The sequence below is a fragment of the Pseudonocardia sp. NPDC049154 genome, from assembly GCF_040648315.1.
In the GTDB taxonomy this organism is placed as follows: Bacteria; Actinomycetota; Actinomycetes; order Mycobacteriales; family Pseudonocardiaceae; genus Pseudonocardia.
Window position 1 is genome coordinate 1 of the sequence record NZ_JBEZDN010000030.1, and the last position, 17,480, is coordinate 17,480.

Consider the following 17,480-nt stretch of genomic DNA (forward strand, 5'->3'; position numbering starts at 1 on the left):
GGCACCCGAAGGGGCCAGTCAGAAGAAGGGCCACGCCGCCGCTGTCACGCACCAACCCACCATCACCGGGCCGGCTACGCCATCCTCACAGTCAGGAGAACGCGCCGATGCCCGTGATCTGTTTGCCGACGATCAGCGTCTGCATGGTCTCGGTGCCCTCGAAGGTGTGGATCGCCTCGATGTCCGCCCAGTGCCGGGCGACGTGGTGCTCGAGCAGGATCCCGTTGCCGCCGAGCAGGTCCCGGGCCGTGCCGAGGATCCGGCGGGCGACCCGGGTGTTGTTCATCTTGGCCAGGCCGGCCACGGTCGGGGACAGGCGTCCGGCCTCCGCGAGCCGGCCGATCTGCATGCAGTACAGCTGCATGCCGGTGAGGTCGGCCAGCATCTGCACGAGCTTCTCCTGCACGATCTGGAACGCGGCCAGCGGCTTGCCGAACTGGGTGCGCTCCTTGGCGTAGCGGAGCGCGGCGTCGTAGCCCGCCGTCGCGTGACCGAGGGCCATCCAGGCGCAGAGCCCGCGCGTGGACGCGAGGACGGCGGCGCAGTCGGCGAACCTGCGGGCCTCCGTGAGCCGGTTCTCCTCCGGCACCCGCACACTGGTCAGCGTGATGTCGGCCTGCCAGACCGCGCGCACCGACACCTTGCCGCCGATCACGGTGGCCTCGTAGCCCTCGGCCGGGGTCTCCACGACGAAGCCCTTGACCTCGCCGTCGGCCACGTCCCGAGCCCACACGACGACGAGGTCGGCGATGGTGCCGTTGCCGATCCAGCGCTTGCGGCCGTCGAGCACCCAGTGGTCGCCGTCCCGGCGGGCGGTGGTCTCCAGCGCGACCGAGTCCGACCCGTGCTCCGGCTCGGTGAGCGCGAACGCGCCCAGCCGCTGCATCGTGGACATCGACGGCAGCCAGCGCTGCTTCTGCTCCTCGCTGCCGCACATCGCGATCGACTGCATCGCCAGCCCGGCGTGCACGCCGAGGAAGGTGCCCAGCGAGCCGTCGCCGCGGTGCAGTTCCATGTGGACGAGGCCGCAGGCCAGCGGGCTCATCCCGGCCGCGCCGTAGCCGGTGATCGTCTCGCCGACGATGCCCAGCTCGGGCAGCCTCCGGAAGAGGTGCCACGGCAGCTCGCCGCGCTCCCAGTACCCGCCGATCTCCGGCAGCACCTCGGCGTCGACGAACTTGCGGACGGCCGCGAACCGCTCCCACTGCTCGTCCGTGAACTGCTCGCGGACCGAGAAGAAGTCCGTCCCCAGCGCTTCGCCGAGGTGGGCGTACTGCGGCTCCATGCGGTCACTCTGCCCTGTGCAGGGCCGACCGGCACCTCGAACGGTCACAGCTCGTCGAGCGCCTTCTGGATCCGCTTGATCGAGACGGGGTACCGGGTCTTCATGGGGTGCGCGTAGAGGCTCACCCGCAGCTCCTCGATCATCCAGCGCACCTCGACCAGGCCCGCCGGGGGATCGACGCCCGCGGGGAGGGCGGCGATCTCCTCGGCGTACTCGTCGGCGACGACGTGGACCTGCGCGGTCCACTCCGCGTCGCGGGCCGGGTCGATGCGGAGCTTGTCGATCCGGATCCCGACGGCCTGCAGGTACCGGGCGACGTCGGCGAGCCGGTTCGCCCCGGCCGCGGTCGCGAAGCCCGGGCCGACCAGGCCGTCGAGCTGCGCGCGGATGTCCGCCACGCCCTCGCGCGTGGCGGGGGAACGCAGCTCGGCGAGCGCCGCCTGCGCCGGGTGCCAGCGGTCCAGCACGGCGCGGACGGCCTGCAGCACCTGCATCGTGGTGCCGCCGAGGTGCTGGGCGAAGACGCCCCGGAGCCGCTCGAACCCGGCGGTGTCCCAGCACGGGCCGCCGGCGCGGGCGATCAGGTGGTCCGCCGCGCAGGTCACGCAGTCCTCGACCAGGGCGTCGACGCTGCCGTGCGGGTTGCGGGCCAGCGTCAGCTTGGTCTTGTTGTCCAGCCCGCGCTGCACCTGCTTGGCCGGCGAGGGCGTGGCGAGCAGCAGCAGCCGCCGGACGCCGCGGCGGTGTGCGGCGTCCCGCTCGGCCGCGGTGGCGAACACCCGGACGTCGACGGAGCTTCCCCGGTCGACCAGCCCGGGGAAGCCGGTCACGACGTGGGTGCCCCGGCGAATGGGCAGCTCGCGGGGGAGATCGTCGAGGTCCCACGTCGTGAGCCCGGTCCGCTCGACGTCCCGGCCTGCGGCGGCGATCTCCTGCCGGACCTGCGGGGCGAGCTGCTCGCGCAGGGCCTCGAGGTCCGCGCCCCGGGCCAGCTCACGGCCCTTCTCGTCGATGACCCGGAACGTGACGACGAGGTGCTCGGGCAGCCGGTCCAGCTCCCAGTCGTCCCGGCCGATCCGCACGTTGCGCATCCGGCCGAGCTCGCGCTCCAGCGCGTCGAGCAGCGGCTCGTCCCCGGCGCGCACCCGGGCGAGTACGGCCCTGGCGTGGTCCGGAGCGGGGGAGAAGTTGCGGCGCAACGTCTTCGGCAGCGTCTTGATCAGCGCCGTGACGAGCTCCTCGCGCAGCCCGGGGACCTGCCAGGTGAACGGCGTCGGGTCGACCTGGTGCAGCGCGGCCACCGGGACGTCGACGGTCACGCCGTCCGTGTGGTGCCCCGGCTCGAAGGCGTACGACAGCGGCAGGGTGAGCCCGCCGGCGGCGACGTGGTCGGGGTACGCGGAACGGTCGACGTCGCGCGCGGCCTCGGTCTCCAGCATCTCGACGGTGAAGTCGAGCAGCTCCGGGTTCCGCTTCGACTCCTTCTTCCACCAGGAGTCGAAGTGCCGGCCCGACACCACGGACGCCGGCACCAACCGGTCGTAGAACTCGAACAGCGTGTCCTCGTCGACCACGAGGTCCCGGCGCCGGGCGCGGTGCTCGAGCTCCTCGGCGTCGTCGAGCAGCTCGCGGTTGGCGTGGAAGAAGCGGTGCCGAGTCTCCCAGTCGCCCTCGACGAGCGCGTGGCGCAGGAACAGGTCGCGCGACACCTCGGGGTCGATGCGGCCGAACTCGACGGTCCGGTCGGCGATCACCGGGATGCCGTGCAGCGTCACACGCTCGGTCGCGACGGCGCTCGCGCGCTTGCGCGACCAGTGCGGTTCCGAATACGTCTTCTTGACGAGATGTCCGGCGAGCGGCTCGATCCACTCGGGCTCGATCCGCGCGACAGTCCGCGCCCACAGGCGGGACGTCTCGACGAGCTCGGCCGCCATCACCCAGCGCGGCGGCTTCCTGGCCAGCGCCGAGCCGGGCCAGATCGCGAAGCGCGCGTTGCGCGCGCCGAGGTACTCCCGCGCGCCGGGTCGGTCCTTCCGGGACCGCTCCTTCGGATCCCGCTGCTTCGTGTCCGTCTCCTCCAGCAGCCCCACCTGGGACAGCAGCCCGGAGAGCAACGCCTGGTGGATCCGGTCGGGGTCGGCGGGCGAGTCGTTGGCGGTCATCCCGGCCGAGCGCGCGGCCTGCCGCAGCTGGCCGTGCAGGTCCCACCACTCGCGGATGCGCAGGTAGTGCAGGAACTCCTCGCGCAGGGTGCGGCGGAACCGGTTGCCGGACAGCGCCTCCCGCTGCTCCGCGAGGTACTGCCAGAGCGTGACGAACGCGAGGAAGTCCGAGCCCTCCACGCGGAAGCGGTTGTGCTGCTCGTCGGCGGCCTGACGCTGCTCGGTCGGACGCTCGCGCGGGTCCTGCACCGACAGCGCCGCGGCGATCACCAGGACCTCGGTGAGGCAGCCGGTCCGGTTGGCCTCCACCAGCATCCGGCCGAGGCGCGGGTCGACGGGCAGCCGGGCGAGGGCCTGGCCCACGGCCGTCAGGGCGCCGTGGTCGACCGCGCCCAGCTCGTGCAGCAGGGCGAGGCCGTCGGCGACGTCGCGCTTGTCCGGCGGCTCCACGAACGGGAACGCCGAGATCTCGCCGAGGTCCAGCGCGATCATCTGCAGGACGACCGACGCCAGGTTGGTCCGCAGGATCTCCGGGTCGGTGAACTCGGGGCGCGCGTCGAAGTCGTCCTCGGCGTAGAGCCGGATGCAGACGCCGTCCGACGTGCGGCCGCAGCGGCCGGCGCGCTGGTTGGCGCTGGCCTGCGAGACCTTCTCGATCGGCAGCCGCTGCACCTTGAGCCGCCGCGAGTAGCGCGAGATGCGAGCGGTGCCGGTGTCGATCACGTATTTGATGCCGGGGACCGTCAGCGAGGTCTCGGCGACGTTGGTGGCCAGCACGATCCGGTTGCCGGGGTGCGGGGCGAAGACGCGCTGCTGCTCGGCGGTGGTCAGCCGGGCGTAGAGCGGCAGGATCTCGGTGTTGCGTAAGTTCCTGCGCGTCAGCGCGTCCGCGGTGTCGCGGATCTCCCGCTCGCCGGGCAGGAACACCAGGATGTCGCCGGGGCCCTCGCGCTGCAGCTCGGTGACGGCATCGCCGATCGCGTCGATCTCCTCGCGGTCCGGGTCGGCGTCGGGGTCGTCGGGGTCGACGACGGGCCGGTACCGGATCTCCACGGGGTAGGAGCGGCCGGAGACCTCGACGATCGGCGCCGGGTCGCCGGCAGCGCCGAAGTGCCGGGAGAAGCGCTCCGGGTCGATGGTCGCCGAGGTGATGATCACCTTGAGGTCGGGACGCCGGGGCAGCAGCCGGGTGAGGTAGCCCAGGATGAAGTCGATGTTGAGGCTGCGCTCGTGCGCCTCGTCGATGATCAGCGTGTCGTACTGCAGCAGGTCCCGGTCGCCCGCGAGCTCGGCGAGCAGGATGCCGTCCGTCATCAGCTTGACCATCGTGCGGTCGCCCACCTGGTCGGTGAACCGCACCTTCCAGCCGACGACGTCGCCCAGCTCCGTGCCGAGCTCCTCGGCGATGCGGGCGGCGACCGTGCGCGCGGCAAGCCGCCGCGGCTGGGTGTGGCCGATCGTGCCGGTGACGCCGCGGCCCAGCTCGAGGCAGATCTTGGGCAGCTGCGTGGTCTTCCCGGAGCCCGTCTCACCGGCGATGATCACGACCTGGTGGTCGCGGATCGCGGCGGCGATGTCCTCGCGCCGTGCGCTGACGGGCAGGGCGGGCGGGTAGGCGATCCGGGGCACCGCGGCGCGGCGGCGCTCGAGGCGGTGCTCGGCCGCGGCGACCGAGTCGGCCACGGCCTGCTGGGCGGTGCCGTCGCCGGAGCGGCGGGCGCCGCGGAACCGGCGGGCCAGGCGGGCCGCGTCGTGCGGGCCCAGCTCGCCGATGCGGCGCTCGACGTCGGCGAGGACCTCCGCGGGCAACGACGGCGCGGCGGGCTCGGTCCTGTCCGGGCGTGGACCGCGGCGGCGGCCGTTCCCGGAGTCACGACCGGAGTCACGGTCCGCGGCGCGGCCGCCGTCACGGCGCTCGTCGGCGGGGCGGCCGTCGGACCGGCCGTCGGACCGGCCGTCGGACCGGCCGTCGGACCGGCCGTCGGGAGAGGCGCTGGCGGGGCCGGGCGCGTTACCCCGCCTCTCGGCGGGTGCGCTCCGGCCCCGGGACCCGCGCCGGCGGGGTGGACGGCGGCGGGTCCGGTCGCCGCTCTCCGGGGCCGCAGCGCTGCCGTTCTGGGGCGCTGCCGCGGCCTGCGGGGCGGCGGGTCCGGTCGCTGTGGTGGGAGGCGGACCGGACGGGAGGGGAACGTCGGTGCGTGCGGAGGGATCGCCCGCGCGCGCAGCCGTGTTCCCGGTGGCTCGGATGGAGGTCATCGTTGTGCAAGTCTGCCTGTCGGGGGCGAGGACCGCGCCCGGCGGGCACGTGGTCCAACGGGCCGGCCGGAGGATCTGTTCCGGCGGGCGGTGTGGATCACACCCGCGCCCGGCCCAGTGTGGCGGACGCGGCTGGATCGGCGCGACGGGATTGCGGGTGGCCCCGTCAGGCCGAGCGCAGGGCCGGGGTGATCTCCTCGGCCACCGGTTCGTCCGCGGCGGGGTGCTCGACGAGCGCGATCACGCGACCGGACAGGAAGCGCGCGGTGCGGACGGCCGTGCCCCCGCGCGTGACCTCGCTGACCTCGACGGTCCCGCGGGTCTGCGCGATGTCGACCCGACGGCCGGCGCGGGTCGCCTCGACCTCGTAGGTCTTGGTGGTGCCGCTGCCGGCGTCGACCACGATCTCGACGCGGTCGCCCTTCATGGCGTGCTCCTCGAGCGAAGTAGGGGTGGAAGGATCCGGACCGGACGGCCGGTCGCCTCTCGGCGCGTGGCCGCTCGCAGCGGCAGATGGTTGAGACCCGGGGACACGGTGTCCGCCCGATCCGGACGCTTCTTCCAACCCACGCCGGCAGGGAGGTATTCCCTGGTCGACGATGGGGTCCGAGCCGGACGCAGGTCGCCTCGCGGCGAGTGGCGCACCGCGGCTCCAGCCGTACGGTATTCCGCGGCGGCGTTTATCTGTTGCGGCCCGGGGACACTGCTCGCCCGGCTCGGACATGGGGTTCAACGGGCGGGCCCCGCGGATGATTCCCGGATCCGGGGGGTGTCGTGGATCACCATCCGGATCCGCGCGCCTACGGGCTGCTCACAGGGCGTCGACGATCCCGTCGTTGTACGGCGTCCACGCCTCCGTGGCCCACTCGCCGAACTTCCGGTCGGTGAGGACCACACAGGCGGCGCCCGCGTCCGGGTCGACCCACAGGAACGTGCCGGACTGGCCGAAGTGCCCGAAGGTCCGCGGCGAGTTGCGGGTGCCGGTCCAGTGCGGGCTCTTGCCGTCCCGGATCTCGAAGCCCAGCCCCCAGTCGTTGGGCCGCTGTGAGCCGTAGCCGGGCAGCACGCCGTTGAGACCGGGGAAGACGACCTGGCTGGCCTCGGCGAAGGTCGGCGGCGCAACGAGCGTGGGCGCCTGCAGCTCGGCGGCGAAGCGCGCCATGTCCGCGGCGGTGGAGAACGCGCCGGAGCCGGCCGGGCCGCGCAGCTCGGTCGCGTCGAGCCCGAGCGGGGCGAGGACGGCCTCGCGCAGGTACTCCGGGAACGCGATGCCGCTGGCCTTGGCGATCGCGTCGCCGAGCACCGTGAACCCGGCGTTGGAGTAGATCCGCCGGGTGCCCGGCTTCGCCTGGACGTCGTCCGAGTCGAAGGCGAGGCCGGAGGTGTGCGCGGCGAGGTGCCGGATCGTGGAGCCCTCGGGCCCGGCCGGGTCGTCCCACTCGATCGCGCCCTCCTCGACCGCGATGAGCACGGCGTAGGCGGAGAGCAGCTTGGTCACCGAGGCGAGGCGGAACTCCCGGTCGAGGTCGCCCGCCGTCGCCCGGACCTCCCCGTCGGCGCCCACCACCGCGGCGGCGACGTGGTCGACGGGCCAGTCCAGGACGGCGCGCGTGGCGCGGGCGAGATCCACGGGTCGAGCGTAGTTGGGCCTAGGCCGTGTCTCCCAACCCGCCACCACCGCTCCCGGCGCCCACGCCGTCCCCGCCGGCGTTGCCGGGCCACCCGAATACGCCCGGTATGAGGGCGGCCCGGCTGCCTTGCCGGGAACGACGTGGATCACCGGGGCCCGGCGGCGCCGCATTGAGAGACACGGCCTAGTCGAAATAGTGCGGCACGTCGACCGCCCCGCCCTGCGCCTCGAACTCGGCGTGCACCGCCTCGCGCAGCGCGGGGTCGGCGAGGTAGTCCAGGGCGGTCAGGGCGAGCCCGAGGGCCCCGTCGCGGACCCCGGCGTCGCCGCCCGGGCCGCCCGCGGCCTCGGCGAACTCCACGGTGTGCAGCGCGGCCGTGGGGCCGGAGATCGCGAGCATCGGGTGGAGGGCCGGCATCCGGTAGCTCAGGTTCCCCAGGTCGGTCGAGCCGGTGAGGAACTCCGGCACCACGCCCGGCGCGAGCGACGACCGCCCGCAGTCGCGCTGGTTGACGGCCCACCGCCCGGCCAACGTGCGGTTGTGGCGGATCGGCAGGTAGGCGGGCTTCTCGTCCCAGATCAGCTCGACACCGCAGCCGTGCATCAGGGCGGCGCCCTCGGCGATCGCGGTGAGCCGCGCCGCCAGGTCCCGCAGCGTGTCCGGCTCCGTCGAGCGCACGTAGAACATCAGCGCCGCCCGGTCCGGGACGACGTTGGGGCGCGCCCCGCCGTCCGTGAACACCCCGTGCAGCCGGTCGCCGGGCGGCAGGTGCTGGCGCAGCGCCGCGGCCCCGGTGTAGGCGGCGACGGCGGCGTCCAGGGCGTTGCGGCCCATGAACGGCTGGGCCGCCGCGTGCGCCGCCACGCCGTGGAACACCATCTCGACCTGGCGACGGCCGAGGAACGGGTGCATGGCGACGTCGTGCGAGAAGGGGTGCAGCATCACGACGGCGTCGACGTCGTCGAAGACCCCGGCGCGCGCCATCGTCTCCTTGCCGCCCCCGCCCTCCTCGGCGGGCGTGCCGAACAGGGTGACCCGGCCCGGCGCCCGGCCGGCCAGCGCGAGGTAGGCCCCGACGGCCGTCGTGCAGATGACGTTGTGGCCGCAGCCGTGCCCGATGCCCGGCAGCGCGTCGTACTCGGCGAGGATGCCGACGTGGGGGCCGTCGTTCCCGACGCCGACCCGCAGCGCCGTCGCCAGCCCGCCGACGCCGGTCTCGGCCTCGTGCCCGTGTCGCTTCAGCAGGTCGGCGACGGCGGCGACGGAGCGGTGCTCGTCGAACGAGGTCTCGGGGTGGGCGTGCAGGTCGCGGCTGAGCGCCACCAGCTCGTCGCTCAGCTCGACGACGGCGTCGGCCACCGGCTCGCGGAGCTCGGCAGGGGCGCCCGCGTGGTCGGAATCCAGGGGTTCGGCGTCGGCGACCGCCCGCTCGGTCGCGGCCACCAGGGCGCGGAGATAGCCGTCGTCGGGCCGGACGGGTTCGCTGCGCACCTGCCGCACCCTAGGCCAGGATGACCACGTGGCGGAGGTGCGCACGGGGACGTCGGGGTGGCGGTACCCCCCGTGGCGCGGCGTGTTCTACCCGAAGGGCCTCGCCCAGCGCCGCGAGCTGGAGTACCTGTCCCGCGCGGTGTCGTCGATCGAGATCAACGGCTCCTTCTACTCGCTGCAGCGGCCGGAGAGCTGGGTGAGCTGGCGCGCGCAGACCCCGGCGGACTTCCTGTTCGCGGTGAAGGGCCCGCGGTTCGTCACCCACCTCAAGCAGCTCCGCGAGGTCCGCACCCCGGTGGCCAACTTCTTCGCCTCCGGCGTGCTGGCGTTGGGCCCCAAGCTCGGCCCGGTGCTGTGGCAGCTGCCGCCGCGGATGCGCTTCGACGCCGACCGGATGCGGGCCTTTCTGGAGCTGCTCCCGCACACGACGACCGCCGCGGCGGACCTCGCGAAGGAGCACGACGAGCGGCTCGAGGGCCGCAACCTGCTGGAGACCGACGCCGACCGCCCGCTGCGGCACGCCGTGGAGGTCCGGCACGACAGCTTCCGCGACCCGGCCTTCCTCGCCCTGCTGCGGGAGTACGACGTCGCGCTCGTGGTCGCGGACACCGCCGGGAAGTGGCCGTTCCTCACCGAGGTGACCGCCGACCACGTCTACGTCCGGCTGCACGGCGACCAGGAGCTCTACGTCAGCGGCTACACCCCGGAGGCCCTGGACGGGTGGGCCGACCGGATCCGGGGCTGGCGCGCCGCGGGCCTCGACGTCGTCGTCTACTTCAACTACCACGGCACTTCTGACCTGGGCGATCGTCGCGGCAAGTATCGGGCTTTCGGATGTATCACGGCCTCGTGTTACTTGCTCTTGTTGCGTGTAACTAGCCGTACTGGCAAGCTTGCCTTAGTTGCTGCAATGTCAAGCATGTGGCGCGGCGACGAGGCCAAAGGGGCCGACACAAGGAGAGGCACACACGATGGCAGGAAGGAAGATACTCCCGGACGTCCCGCGACTGCTCCAGCTCGTGGACCGCGGGATGACACACCAGCAGATCGCCGAGATGTTCGGCGTGAGCCGGCAGGCGGTGACGCTCAAGCTCAAGGGCGCCACGACCCCGCGCGTGTTCAAGCGGGACTGGCCGTGGGAGGTGCAGCCGCGACACAAGACCGGGTGGCTCTACGAGGCCATCTCGTTCTACACGGTGTCGCAGACGAAGGAGCGTCCGCTCACCGAGCGGCAGAGGCAGCGGCTGACGAGCTTCCTGGACATGCTCGACAAGCTGCCGGGGGACTACGTCGTCGACTACTTCCCCGACACCGCGGCCGGGTTCCGACTGCGCGAGCGTCGCGCCAGCGACGACCCCAACTCGGTGCTCGCTAGCGCCGACCGCGAGGGGGAGCTGGCCTCAGCCCAGTAGGACCAAGACCAGCTCCACCCCGCTACGCGACGGAGAAGCCGTCGCGCCAGTCGTCGTCCTCGGACCCCTCCCCGAAGACGATGTCGTCGTGCAGCGGTCGTCCCTGCTCGCTGAGCTCGCCTGCGTGATCCGCCACGAGCAGGTCCGGGCGCAGCTCCCGGGTGATCGCCTCGTTCGCCGTGATCACGGGGAGCCCCTTCCGCGGGGCCCACTCGAGCTCGAGGTACTGGCCGTCGTCCTCGGGGATCTCGAGCACCGTGTTCAACCGCAGCCAGTCCGCGGCCATCGCCCGCGTCCAGTCGTTGCGACGCGCCACCGTCACGATCGCGCAGAGCAGCTCGTACCTCGTCAGTCGCCTCACCGGCTGCCGGCCGTTGATCACCTGCACCACCGCGGCCCAGTCCAGCCAGTCCTCCGCCGGTGCCGGCGGCAGCGTGCTGCACTCCAGGCAGTCCCCGTCCGCGGTGAGCCCGGTCGGGACCAGCCCGTGCCCCTGCGGGCAGAGCGGCACGCCGGCCTGGAGCGCCTTGGAGCGGTTGTCCGTGCGGCGCTTGCAGCGCCGGCACCGGCCGTCGGGCATCGCGTTCTCGTCGACGACCAGGTGGCGCTTGCGGCAGCGACGGTAGCTCGGGGCCTCGGTGGCGTTCACGCGGCCTCCCGAACCTCGGTCGCGATCGCGTTGTAGATCGTGGCTGCCGCCAGGCAGCCGCAGTCGGTGTTCGGGCACTTCACCATCTCGAGCGCGAACGCGACGAGGAAACCAGCCACGTCCTCTCTGATGCCCCTGATCGCCGCGGTGACCGCGTCGTAGTCGTGGGGCGCTCCGCTTGCCTGGAGCCGTCGGGAGACCTCTGCATGGAGCATCTGCTCGCGGGTCATGTCTTCACCCTTCCTCGGAACCGTTCACCCTCGGTGCCGCGGTGCTCGCGCTCCGCTGCGTCGGTGGCAGAGGCAATCTTGCACATCCTTGCCGCCAGATGCAAGCGAACGTGGCTCGGCGTGTTACAGCTTCTTGCCGGTGTCACACGAATGGGTGCTTCGCGCGCGTTGCCCTAGTAGGCGCGATCCCGATCAGCTAGAGGCCCACGATCGGATCAAGATCGGGCCCGACCGGCCGCCCCTTGGAGGGCGGCCCGATCGCGGTCGATCGGCCGGAGCGGGTCGGGTCATGACCGGACGGTGATCGGTCCGGTGCCCCCCAGCCCCCCGTGATCCGGACGCTAGCACTAGCTACGGAGAGAAAGGTTGCAACGACTCAGCGGCCTCTTCGTTACGCAGAACCGGCCAGCGGTTGCAAATCACACAGGCAGATGGCCTATGCTTGTCACCGCACGGCAAGTATGCGCGTTCGGGGAGAGCGTCAGGGCTCCCCAAGGGGAGCTCGAGATGACCAACACCAGCATCGAACAGGCGTTCGTCCTGATCGTGACCACGGAGCGATCCGTCGAGATCGAGATCGGGCTCGGGTTCTCCGATGAGGACGTCGATGCGGCCGTGGCCTCCGTCGTCGCGCTCACCGAGGTCATGCAGCGCGTCGCGTGACACGGCCCACGCCGACCGATCCTTCCGTCCTCGGGTGTAGCTTGCCTCTGTAAGCAAGCAACCGGGAGGTCGGCGTGACTCATAAGAACCCGCTGCTCGGACTGGTCGGACCCGCGGGGGCCGGCAAGGACACGGTCGCCTCACTCCTGACGGTCGAGCACGGCTTCGCGCGAGTCGCCTTCGCCGACCGGCTGCGCGCGTTCGTGCGCGCTATCGACCCGGCCTGGGCCATCGCGGAGCGGTGCTTCGGCGGGTACGAGCCGGCCAAGCGCAACCTCCCCGGCTTCCGCGAGCGCCTGATCGAGGTGGGCCAGGCGGCCCGCACGCAGATCAGCCCGGACATCTGGGTGGACGCGCTGGACTCCGAGGTCGAGCGGCTCCGCGCGGTGCAGCCGGTGGTCGTCTCCGATGTGCGGCAGCGCAACGAGGCCGAGTGGATCCTCGACTGCGGCGGCGACCTGATCGCCGTGACGCGCCCCGGGACGAAGCCGGAGGACGCCGTGATGGCCGAGCTCATGGAGGGCGCGGACTTCACGCTGACCAACGGCGGCACCCCGGCAGACCTGGTGGACGAGGTCGGCGAGCTGATGGACTGGCTGGCCGACTCGTGATCACCCTGCTGAGCAACACGCAGGCGCTCCGCAAGGTCGTGAAGGACGCGCTCGCACCGACCAAGGTGCGGGCCCGCCGGGTCACCGCCCGGCAGGCCGGCCGGATCGAGGCCGACGCCGTGGTCACCACCACGAGCATCACCTCGAGCGTCGCCAAGCTGGCGATGCGGGTCGGGACGGGCCTGATCTTCGTCCTGCCCGAGGCTGTCGAGTCGCTGACGCTGTACGTCGCCGAGCACCCCGACGCGGTGCTCGCCGGCAACGACATCGGGAAGATCGACTCGCTGGTCCGCGCCGAGCAGCGCGGCGGCGAGCAGGAGGTTCTCCTCTGATGGCCTGCCCGCAGGGCTGCTACATGATGAAGACCCCGATCGGCTGGGTCTGCATCCGCTGCGGCGGATGATCGCGCGCTACCCGCGCGAGTCCGTCCGGTCCGTCGAGTGCTCCCGCTGCGGAGCGACTCCGGGCTCCCGGTGCACCGGCCGTCGAGGCCCCCGGGAATCGAACCACCAGGAACGGGTCGAGCGCTTCGCTGCGCTCCTGGCCGAGGGGAAGGCCGCATGGCCCCCAGAGACGACTGCGACCACGACGGAACCGGCGTGGACGTGAACAACGACGACGGCGACTGCATCGGCTGGATCTGCACCGAGTGCGGGGGAGGGCACACCGCGTGACGCAGGGAACGATCAAGCGCGATCGGTGGGATCGGCCGCTGATCCTGCCGGCCGGCGGTGGCAAGGAGGTCCCCTACACCCGGGTGACCACCCTGGCCGGGGCGATCGAGGACGGCTTCGGCATCGGCCAGTGGAAGATGCGGAACGTCGCCAAGGGCCTGGCGAAGCGCCCGGACCTGCTGCTCAGCGTGTCGGCCCACGAGGACGACACCCGGGAGCTCAACAAGATCTGCGAGCAGGCCCAGGAGGCGTCGGGCGCGAGCGCCGCGTCGACCAAGGGCACCGCGGTCCACATCTTCACCGAGAAGCTGGACGGTGGTGAGAAGCTCCCGCCGGCGATCCCGCCGGAGGTCATGCGCAAGCTCGACCTGTACCAGCAGTACACCGCGGGGATGAGCTGCGTGGCGATCGAGGAGTTCCTCGTGTGCGACGAGCTCCAGGCGGCCGGAACCGCCGACCGGATCTACGAGTTCGGCGGCAACCGGTACATCGGGGACCTCAAGACCGGCAAGGGCATCGACCTCGGCATCGCCAAGATCGCCGCCCAGCTCGCCATCTACTCGCGCTCGGTGGAGTACGACGAGGAGACCGGCGAGCGCCGGACGATCGGCGTCAACCAGGACTGGGGCATCGTCGTCCACCTGCCCGCCGGGCGCGACGGCGAGGAGGACCGCGACCTCATCTCGCTCTACTGGATCGACCTCAACCTCGGCTGGCGCATCGCGAAGCACTGCTACGAGACGCGCGAGATCCGCAAGCTCAAGATGCCGGACGTCGTCCGGCTGATCTCTACCAACGAGGAGTCCGCAGCGTGACCACCCTTCCCTTCTCCGTGCAGCTCCGACACGAAGGGGCCTGGCTGACCGTCGGCGGCAACAGCGCCGACGACGCCTACTCGAACCTCGCCGAGGTGGTCGGCCAGGTCAGGGCCGACCAGATCTGGACGGGCTTCGCCGCCGAGCAGGTCGTCCGCCAGCAGCTCGGCGCCACGCCGGCCGCGCCCGCGGCTCCCGCCGCGCCGACCCCGCCCGCCACGCCGGCCGGTCCTCCGGCTCCGCCCGCGGCTCCGCCCGCCGCTCCCGCCGGTGGCCAGCAGGCGCCGATGTGCAGCCACGGTCCGCGCCGGCACTACGAGGGCACGAACGCCCGCGGCCCGTACACCGCGTGGTTCTGCGCCGCGCCGAAGGGCACGCCGCGCCATCAGCAGTGCCAGCCGCTCGACGGCGTGACCCTGGAGCCGTGGAAGTGAGCGCCGTGAGGGTCGGAGACATCCTGGACGGCGCGCAGCTCGCCGAGCTGCCGGTCGGCGCTGTGGTCGTGCACGACGACGGCGGCGGCATGTTCAACACGGTGACCCGCTCCGCCAGGGGCTACACGTGGACCTCGCAGAGCAGCAGGGGCCTGGTCGACACCACCGACTATGGCCACGGCGGCATCGTCGTCGGCGAGTGGAAGCTGGTGCACCTCCCCGAGTCGGAGCCGCTCAAGGTCGGCGACCTGGTCGAGGACCGGGCGGCCGAGCTGCCCCCCGGCACGGTGGCGATCGACGACGGGGACGAGCACGCGGTCGCCCGGCCGGCGATCAAGGTCGGCGACGGTCGGTGGCTGTACTGGGTCCCGTTCTCTCACGAGGCCGGGTTCGTCGGCGACGAGACCGTGGACGACCACCGCATCCTTCACATCCCCGGTGCAGACAGCAGCACAGGCCGCTCGGCGGCGTGATGACTCCGGGGCGCGGCTGCCGATGCCGTGGACTGGTGCAGCGGCGAAGAACGTCTTCTTCCGCCGCGGCCAGCTCGCGATGCTGGTGGCCGCCCCCGGGGTCGGCAAGTCTGTCCTGAGCACCTCCTACGTCGTCCAGTCCGGTGCGCACGGGCTGTACACCAGCATGGACACCGACGCCTACACGACGTCGATCCGGCTGATCGCCGCCGCGACCGGGTGCACGCTCGAGCAGGCCGAGGCCGCCCGTGCCGACGGGACGGCCTGGGCGATCGACGCACTGGGCACCATCCGGAACGTCCACTTCGCCTTCCCCTCGAGCCCCGACGAGCGGGAGATCGCGGAGCGCCTCCTCGCCTACCGCGAGGCCGAGGGCGAGTACCCCGAGATCCTGGTGCTCGACAACCTCTCGAACATCGCGTTCGACGACGAGGAGTTCTCCGGACTCCGGCGCATCATGCGTGAGCTCCAGAGCGTCGCCTCCCGCACCGGGACGGCGATCCTCGTGCTCCACCACGCGGTCGGCGAGTTCGAGGACGGCGACAAGGCGATCCCCCTCGGCGGCGTCTCGGGCAAGCTCTCGAAGTTCCCCGCGCTGATCCTCACCGCATTCCGTCAGGGCCGCGGAGAAATCGCGGTGTCGGTCGTCAAGAATCGCTTCGGACCAGCCGATCCGTCGGGACACGGTGTTACGTTCTGCCTGCAAGCGGACATGGAGCGAATGCAGATCCGCGACAATGCGCACCCCACGAACTGGAGAATCGGAAATGGCGTCTCACAATGACGACGGATTCCCGGGCTCCGGTCTGATCGACCGGGCCCAGCACGACGAGCTGGACCCCGCGGTCCGCACGCTCGCCGAGAGCTTCTACGAGTGCGGCTTCGGGCCGGAGCGGGCGCTCGACATGGCCTGGGGCCTGGCGATGCTCCCCGAGTTGTCCAAGCGCGTGATCGAGGAAGGGACCGACTGGTGATGGCACTCCGCACCTGGCTCGAGCGACAGCTCGAGGTCCCCGACGGCAACGGACACGACCCGATCGAGCGGCCGGACTTCGACCGCAAGGACGACCCCGAGCTCTTCGACGCGGTCACCGCCTACATCGAGCAGCGAGCGAAGTTCAACCCGCTCGCCCAGAAGCTCCGGCGCCTGATGGAGGACCGGGGATGGGAGCCGATCTGATGCGCACCGAGGTCGCACCCCAGGCCACCGACTGGGCGGCCTTCGAGCCGACCAGCTTCTCGTTCACGATCCTGCGGGCGCTGAACCTCAAGGGCCCGATGTACGCCGGCACCGCCGACCCCGGCCGGGTCGCCCAGCGCCGGGCGAAGAACCGGGTGGCGCGCCGCTCGCGCCGGATCAACCGGAGGTAGGCCGTGAAGGTCAGCTTCTACACGGTGCTCCAGGCGGAACCGCCGGCCGCGCCGAAGTTCGCCACCCGCGAGTCCGCGGCCGAGTTCGCCCGGCTCAACGGCGGAGCCGTGTTCCCGGTGGTGGACGTGCAGGTCGTCGAGATCCCGATCAACGAGCTGCGAGTGCTCGAGGTCGACGAGTGACCCGCCGGCTGTGGCCGGCGTGGCTGACCGCCGTGATCGGCTCGTTCGCCGTGCTCGAGTACCTGGCCCTCGGGCCGAAGCTGTTCCCGCCGCTGAGCTGCACGCTGCGCAGGCTCCTCGGGATCCACCCGCGGCGCTGGTGGCGCCGCCCGGCCACGGCCGCCTTCACCGCGTTCTGGTGCTGGCTGACCGTGCACCTGATCCGAGTGACCAGCGGGGAGGCACCGTGAAGATCGGATTCACCGGGACCAGGCTGACGCCGACGGATCCACAGAGCGACGCACTGACCGGACTACTGGCCGGCTGCGCCCTGTGGTACGGCGACTTCGAGCTCCACCACGGCGACTGCGTCGGCGCGGACGCACTGGCTGCGCGGATCGCGAAGGCCCACGACTTCATCGTGCACGTGCACCCGCCGACCGAGCAGGGCATGCGGGCCTGGACGGCCGGACACGTCATGCACGAGCCGCTGCCGTACCTCGAGCGCAACCGCGCGATCGTGGACGCGACCGAGTGCCTGATCGCCGTGCCGGACGGACCCGAGCGCACCCGCTCCGGCACCTGGTCGACGGTGCGCTACGCGCGCCGGCTCGGCCGGCCGGTCACGATCGTCTGGCCCGATGGCCGGGTCGAGACGTAGAGCGTGCAAGGGATGCGGCTCGACGACACGCCGGCTGGACAAGCCGGGCCCGCGGTGCGCGAGCTGCCACCGCGATGAGGTCGACCGCCGACGCGAGGCGTCGTGGATCCGGCACATCTGGCAGACCTACCGACTGACCGCTGTCGCCTACTGGCTGATCTACGTCAAGCAGGGCGGGGCGTGCGCGATCTGTCAGCGCGCGAAGGGCCGGCCACAGTTTCCGCAGTCGCACGAGAAGCGCCGGAAACGCCTCGCCGTCGACCACGACCACCGCTGCTGCCCCACGACTCCCACGTGCGGGAAATGCACCCGCGGCCTCTGCTGCACCACATGCAACAAGCGGGTGCTCGGCCACTTCCGCGACGACCCCGAAGCATTCCTGCGGGGCGCGGAATATCTCAGGAACCCCCCAGCGAAAGGCATTGTCGATGGAGCAGGCGAAGCGAGTGAAGCTCTCGAACGGGACCCTGATCGAGGCTGACCCGAACCGCCCGTACACC

Annotated in this window: 22 protein-coding genes and 1 pseudogene; 16 read left to right on the forward strand and 7 right to left on the reverse strand. The window is 72.0% G+C overall.

Annotated features, from left to right (window positions below):
- Nucleotides 1-91 precede the first annotated feature (91 nt).
- The 5 genes from AB0B41_RS16815 to AB0B41_RS16835 form a co-directional block, all read right to left on the reverse strand.
- On the reverse strand, nucleotides 92-1,285 hold the full coding sequence (locus tag AB0B41_RS16815) for an acyl-CoA dehydrogenase family protein (RefSeq protein WP_358203907.1): 1,194 nt from the start codon (nucleotides 1,283-1,285) through the stop codon (nucleotides 92-94).
- A 44-nt stretch (nucleotides 1,286-1,329) separates the two neighbouring features.
- A complete protein-coding gene (hrpA, locus tag AB0B41_RS16820) occupies nucleotides 1,330-5,256 on the reverse strand; it encodes an ATP-dependent RNA helicase HrpA (protein ID WP_358203909.1) in 3,927 nt (1,308 codons plus the stop codon).
- Between the two features lie 613 nt (nucleotides 5,257-5,869).
- Nucleotides 5,870-6,130, reverse strand: a complete 261-nt coding sequence (locus tag AB0B41_RS16825) for a hypothetical protein (protein WP_358203911.1) — start codon at nucleotides 6,128-6,130, stop codon at nucleotides 5,870-5,872.
- Between the two features lie 384 nt (nucleotides 6,131-6,514).
- Complete coding sequence (locus AB0B41_RS16830) at nucleotides 6,515-7,333, reverse strand: serine hydrolase domain-containing protein (RefSeq protein ID WP_358203913.1); 819 nt, start codon at nucleotides 7,331-7,333, stop codon at nucleotides 6,515-6,517.
- 184 nt (nucleotides 7,334-7,517) lie between these two features.
- The gene (locus AB0B41_RS16835) at nucleotides 7,518-8,825 is read right to left on the reverse strand and encodes an amidohydrolase (protein WP_358203915.1); all 1,308 of its coding nucleotides are present in this window, start codon (nucleotides 8,823-8,825) and stop codon (nucleotides 7,518-7,520) included.
- 28 nt (nucleotides 8,826-8,853) lie between these two features.
- Here AB0B41_RS16835 and AB0B41_RS16840 point away from each other — a divergent pair.
- A pseudogene (locus tag AB0B41_RS16840) lies at nucleotides 8,854-9,603 on the forward strand (DUF72 domain-containing protein); the annotation flags it as partial.
- A gap of 193 nt (nucleotides 9,604-9,796) precedes the next feature.
- Nucleotides 9,797-10,237, forward strand: coding sequence for a hypothetical protein (locus tag AB0B41_RS16845; protein WP_358204127.1), 441 nt, complete (start codon nucleotides 9,797-9,799; stop codon nucleotides 10,235-10,237).
- Nucleotides 10,238-10,259: 22 nt separating this feature from the next.
- Here the strand turns inward: AB0B41_RS16845 and AB0B41_RS16850 are convergent, their stop codons facing one another.
- Both AB0B41_RS16850 and AB0B41_RS16855 read right to left on the reverse strand, forming a co-directional pair.
- Nucleotides 10,260-10,886, reverse strand: coding sequence for a hypothetical protein (locus AB0B41_RS16850; protein ID WP_358203917.1), 627 nt, complete (start codon nucleotides 10,884-10,886; stop codon nucleotides 10,260-10,262).
- Nucleotides 10,883-11,116 carry a hypothetical protein gene (locus AB0B41_RS16855; RefSeq protein WP_358203919.1) on the reverse strand — a complete coding sequence of 78 codons (234 nt, stop codon included), beginning with the start codon at nucleotides 11,114-11,116 and terminating at the stop codon, nucleotides 10,883-10,885. The genes AB0B41_RS16850 and AB0B41_RS16855 overlap by 4 nt, the downstream gene beginning before the upstream one ends.
- A 507-nt stretch (nucleotides 11,117-11,623) precedes the next feature.
- Here AB0B41_RS16855 and AB0B41_RS16860 point away from each other — a divergent pair.
- The 14 genes from AB0B41_RS16860 (at nucleotide 11,624) to AB0B41_RS16925 (ending at nucleotide 17,461) form a co-directional block, all read left to right on the forward strand.
- Nucleotides 11,624-11,779 carry a hypothetical protein gene (locus tag AB0B41_RS16860; RefSeq protein ID WP_358203920.1) on the forward strand — a complete coding sequence of 52 codons (156 nt, stop codon included), beginning with the start codon at nucleotides 11,624-11,626 and terminating at the stop codon, nucleotides 11,777-11,779.
- 74 nt (nucleotides 11,780-11,853) lie between these two features.
- On the forward strand, nucleotides 11,854-12,390 hold the full coding sequence (locus tag AB0B41_RS16865; RefSeq protein ID WP_358203922.1) for a hypothetical protein: 537 nt from the start codon (nucleotides 11,854-11,856) through the stop codon (nucleotides 12,388-12,390).
- Complete coding sequence (locus AB0B41_RS16870; RefSeq protein ID WP_358203925.1) at nucleotides 12,387-12,722, forward strand: hypothetical protein; 336 nt, start codon at nucleotides 12,387-12,389, stop codon at nucleotides 12,720-12,722. Before AB0B41_RS16865 ends, AB0B41_RS16870 begins: the two co-directional genes overlap by 4 nt.
- 338 nt (nucleotides 12,723-13,060) lie before the next feature.
- A complete protein-coding gene (locus AB0B41_RS16875; protein WP_358203927.1) occupies nucleotides 13,061-13,879 on the forward strand; it encodes a hypothetical protein in 819 nt (272 codons plus the stop codon).
- Nucleotides 13,876-14,313, forward strand: coding sequence for a hypothetical protein (locus AB0B41_RS16880; protein ID WP_358203930.1), 438 nt, complete (start codon nucleotides 13,876-13,878; stop codon nucleotides 14,311-14,313). The genes AB0B41_RS16875 and AB0B41_RS16880 overlap by 4 nt, the downstream gene beginning before the upstream one ends.
- Nucleotides 14,314-14,318: 5 nt before the next feature.
- Entirely contained in the window at nucleotides 14,319-14,786 is a 468-nt protein-coding gene (locus tag AB0B41_RS16885; protein WP_358203932.1) for a hypothetical protein, read from the forward strand.
- A gap of 22 nt (nucleotides 14,787-14,808) precedes the next feature.
- A complete protein-coding gene (locus AB0B41_RS16890; RefSeq protein WP_358203934.1) occupies nucleotides 14,809-15,570 on the forward strand; it encodes an AAA family ATPase in 762 nt (253 codons plus the stop codon).
- Nucleotides 15,554-15,760 (forward strand): hypothetical protein, encoded by a 207-nt coding sequence (locus tag AB0B41_RS16895; RefSeq protein ID WP_358203936.1) that lies wholly within the window; start codon nucleotides 15,554-15,556, stop codon nucleotides 15,758-15,760. Before AB0B41_RS16890 ends, AB0B41_RS16895 begins: the two co-directional genes overlap by 17 nt.
- Nucleotides 15,760-15,966, forward strand: coding sequence for a hypothetical protein (locus AB0B41_RS16900; RefSeq protein WP_358203938.1), 207 nt, complete (start codon nucleotides 15,760-15,762; stop codon nucleotides 15,964-15,966). The genes AB0B41_RS16895 and AB0B41_RS16900 overlap by 1 nt, the downstream gene beginning before the upstream one ends.
- On the forward strand, nucleotides 15,951-16,157 hold the full coding sequence (locus AB0B41_RS16905; RefSeq protein WP_358203940.1) for a hypothetical protein: 207 nt from the start codon (nucleotides 15,951-15,953) through the stop codon (nucleotides 16,155-16,157). The genes AB0B41_RS16900 and AB0B41_RS16905 overlap by 16 nt, the downstream gene beginning before the upstream one ends.
- A gap of 3 nt (nucleotides 16,158-16,160) precedes the next feature.
- Entirely contained in the window at nucleotides 16,161-16,340 is a 180-nt protein-coding gene (locus tag AB0B41_RS16910) for a hypothetical protein (RefSeq protein WP_358203943.1), read from the forward strand.
- Entirely contained in the window at nucleotides 16,337-16,570 is a 234-nt protein-coding gene (locus AB0B41_RS16915) for a hypothetical protein (protein ID WP_358203945.1), read from the forward strand. Before AB0B41_RS16910 ends, AB0B41_RS16915 begins: the two co-directional genes overlap by 4 nt.
- Nucleotides 16,567-16,980, forward strand: a complete 414-nt coding sequence (locus AB0B41_RS16920; RefSeq protein WP_358203947.1) for a hypothetical protein — start codon at nucleotides 16,567-16,569, stop codon at nucleotides 16,978-16,980. Before AB0B41_RS16915 ends, AB0B41_RS16920 begins: the two co-directional genes overlap by 4 nt.
- Nucleotides 16,961-17,461, forward strand: coding sequence for an endonuclease VII domain-containing protein (locus AB0B41_RS16925; protein WP_358203949.1), 501 nt, complete (start codon nucleotides 16,961-16,963; stop codon nucleotides 17,459-17,461). The genes AB0B41_RS16920 and AB0B41_RS16925 overlap by 20 nt, the downstream gene beginning before the upstream one ends.
- Nucleotides 17,462-17,480: the final 19 nt, after the last annotated feature.

Bases quoted from the DNA above. Each gene is read 5' to 3' on its own strand.
- AB0B41_RS16815 (WP_358203907.1), bottom strand. From the start codon at position 1,285: ATGGAGCCGCAGTACGCCCACCTCGGCGAAGCGCTGGGGACGGACTTC.
- AB0B41_RS16825 (WP_358203911.1), bottom strand. From the start codon at position 6,130: ATGAAGGGCGACCGCGTCGAGATCGTGGTCGACGCCGGCAGCGGCACC.
- AB0B41_RS16845 (WP_358204127.1), top strand. From the start codon at position 9,797: ATGGCAGGAAGGAAGATACTCCCGGACGTCCCGCGACTGCTCCAGCTC.
- AB0B41_RS16855 (WP_358203919.1), bottom strand. From the start codon at position 11,116: ATGACCCGCGAGCAGATGCTCCATGCAGAGGTCTCCCGACGGCTCCAG.
- AB0B41_RS16860 (WP_358203920.1), top strand. From the start codon at position 11,624: ATGACCAACACCAGCATCGAACAGGCGTTCGTCCTGATCGTGACCACG.
- AB0B41_RS16890 (WP_358203934.1), top strand. From the start codon at position 14,809: ATGCCGTGGACTGGTGCAGCGGCGAAGAACGTCTTCTTCCGCCGCGGC.
- AB0B41_RS16895 (WP_358203936.1), top strand. From the start codon at position 15,554: ATGGCGTCTCACAATGACGACGGATTCCCGGGCTCCGGTCTGATCGAC.
- AB0B41_RS16900 (WP_358203938.1), top strand. From the start codon at position 15,760: ATGGCACTCCGCACCTGGCTCGAGCGACAGCTCGAGGTCCCCGACGGC.
- AB0B41_RS16905 (WP_358203940.1), top strand. From the start codon at position 15,951: ATGGGAGCCGATCTGATGCGCACCGAGGTCGCACCCCAGGCCACCGAC.
- AB0B41_RS16925 (WP_358203949.1), top strand. From the start codon at position 16,961: ATGGCCGGGTCGAGACGTAGAGCGTGCAAGGGATGCGGCTCGACGACA.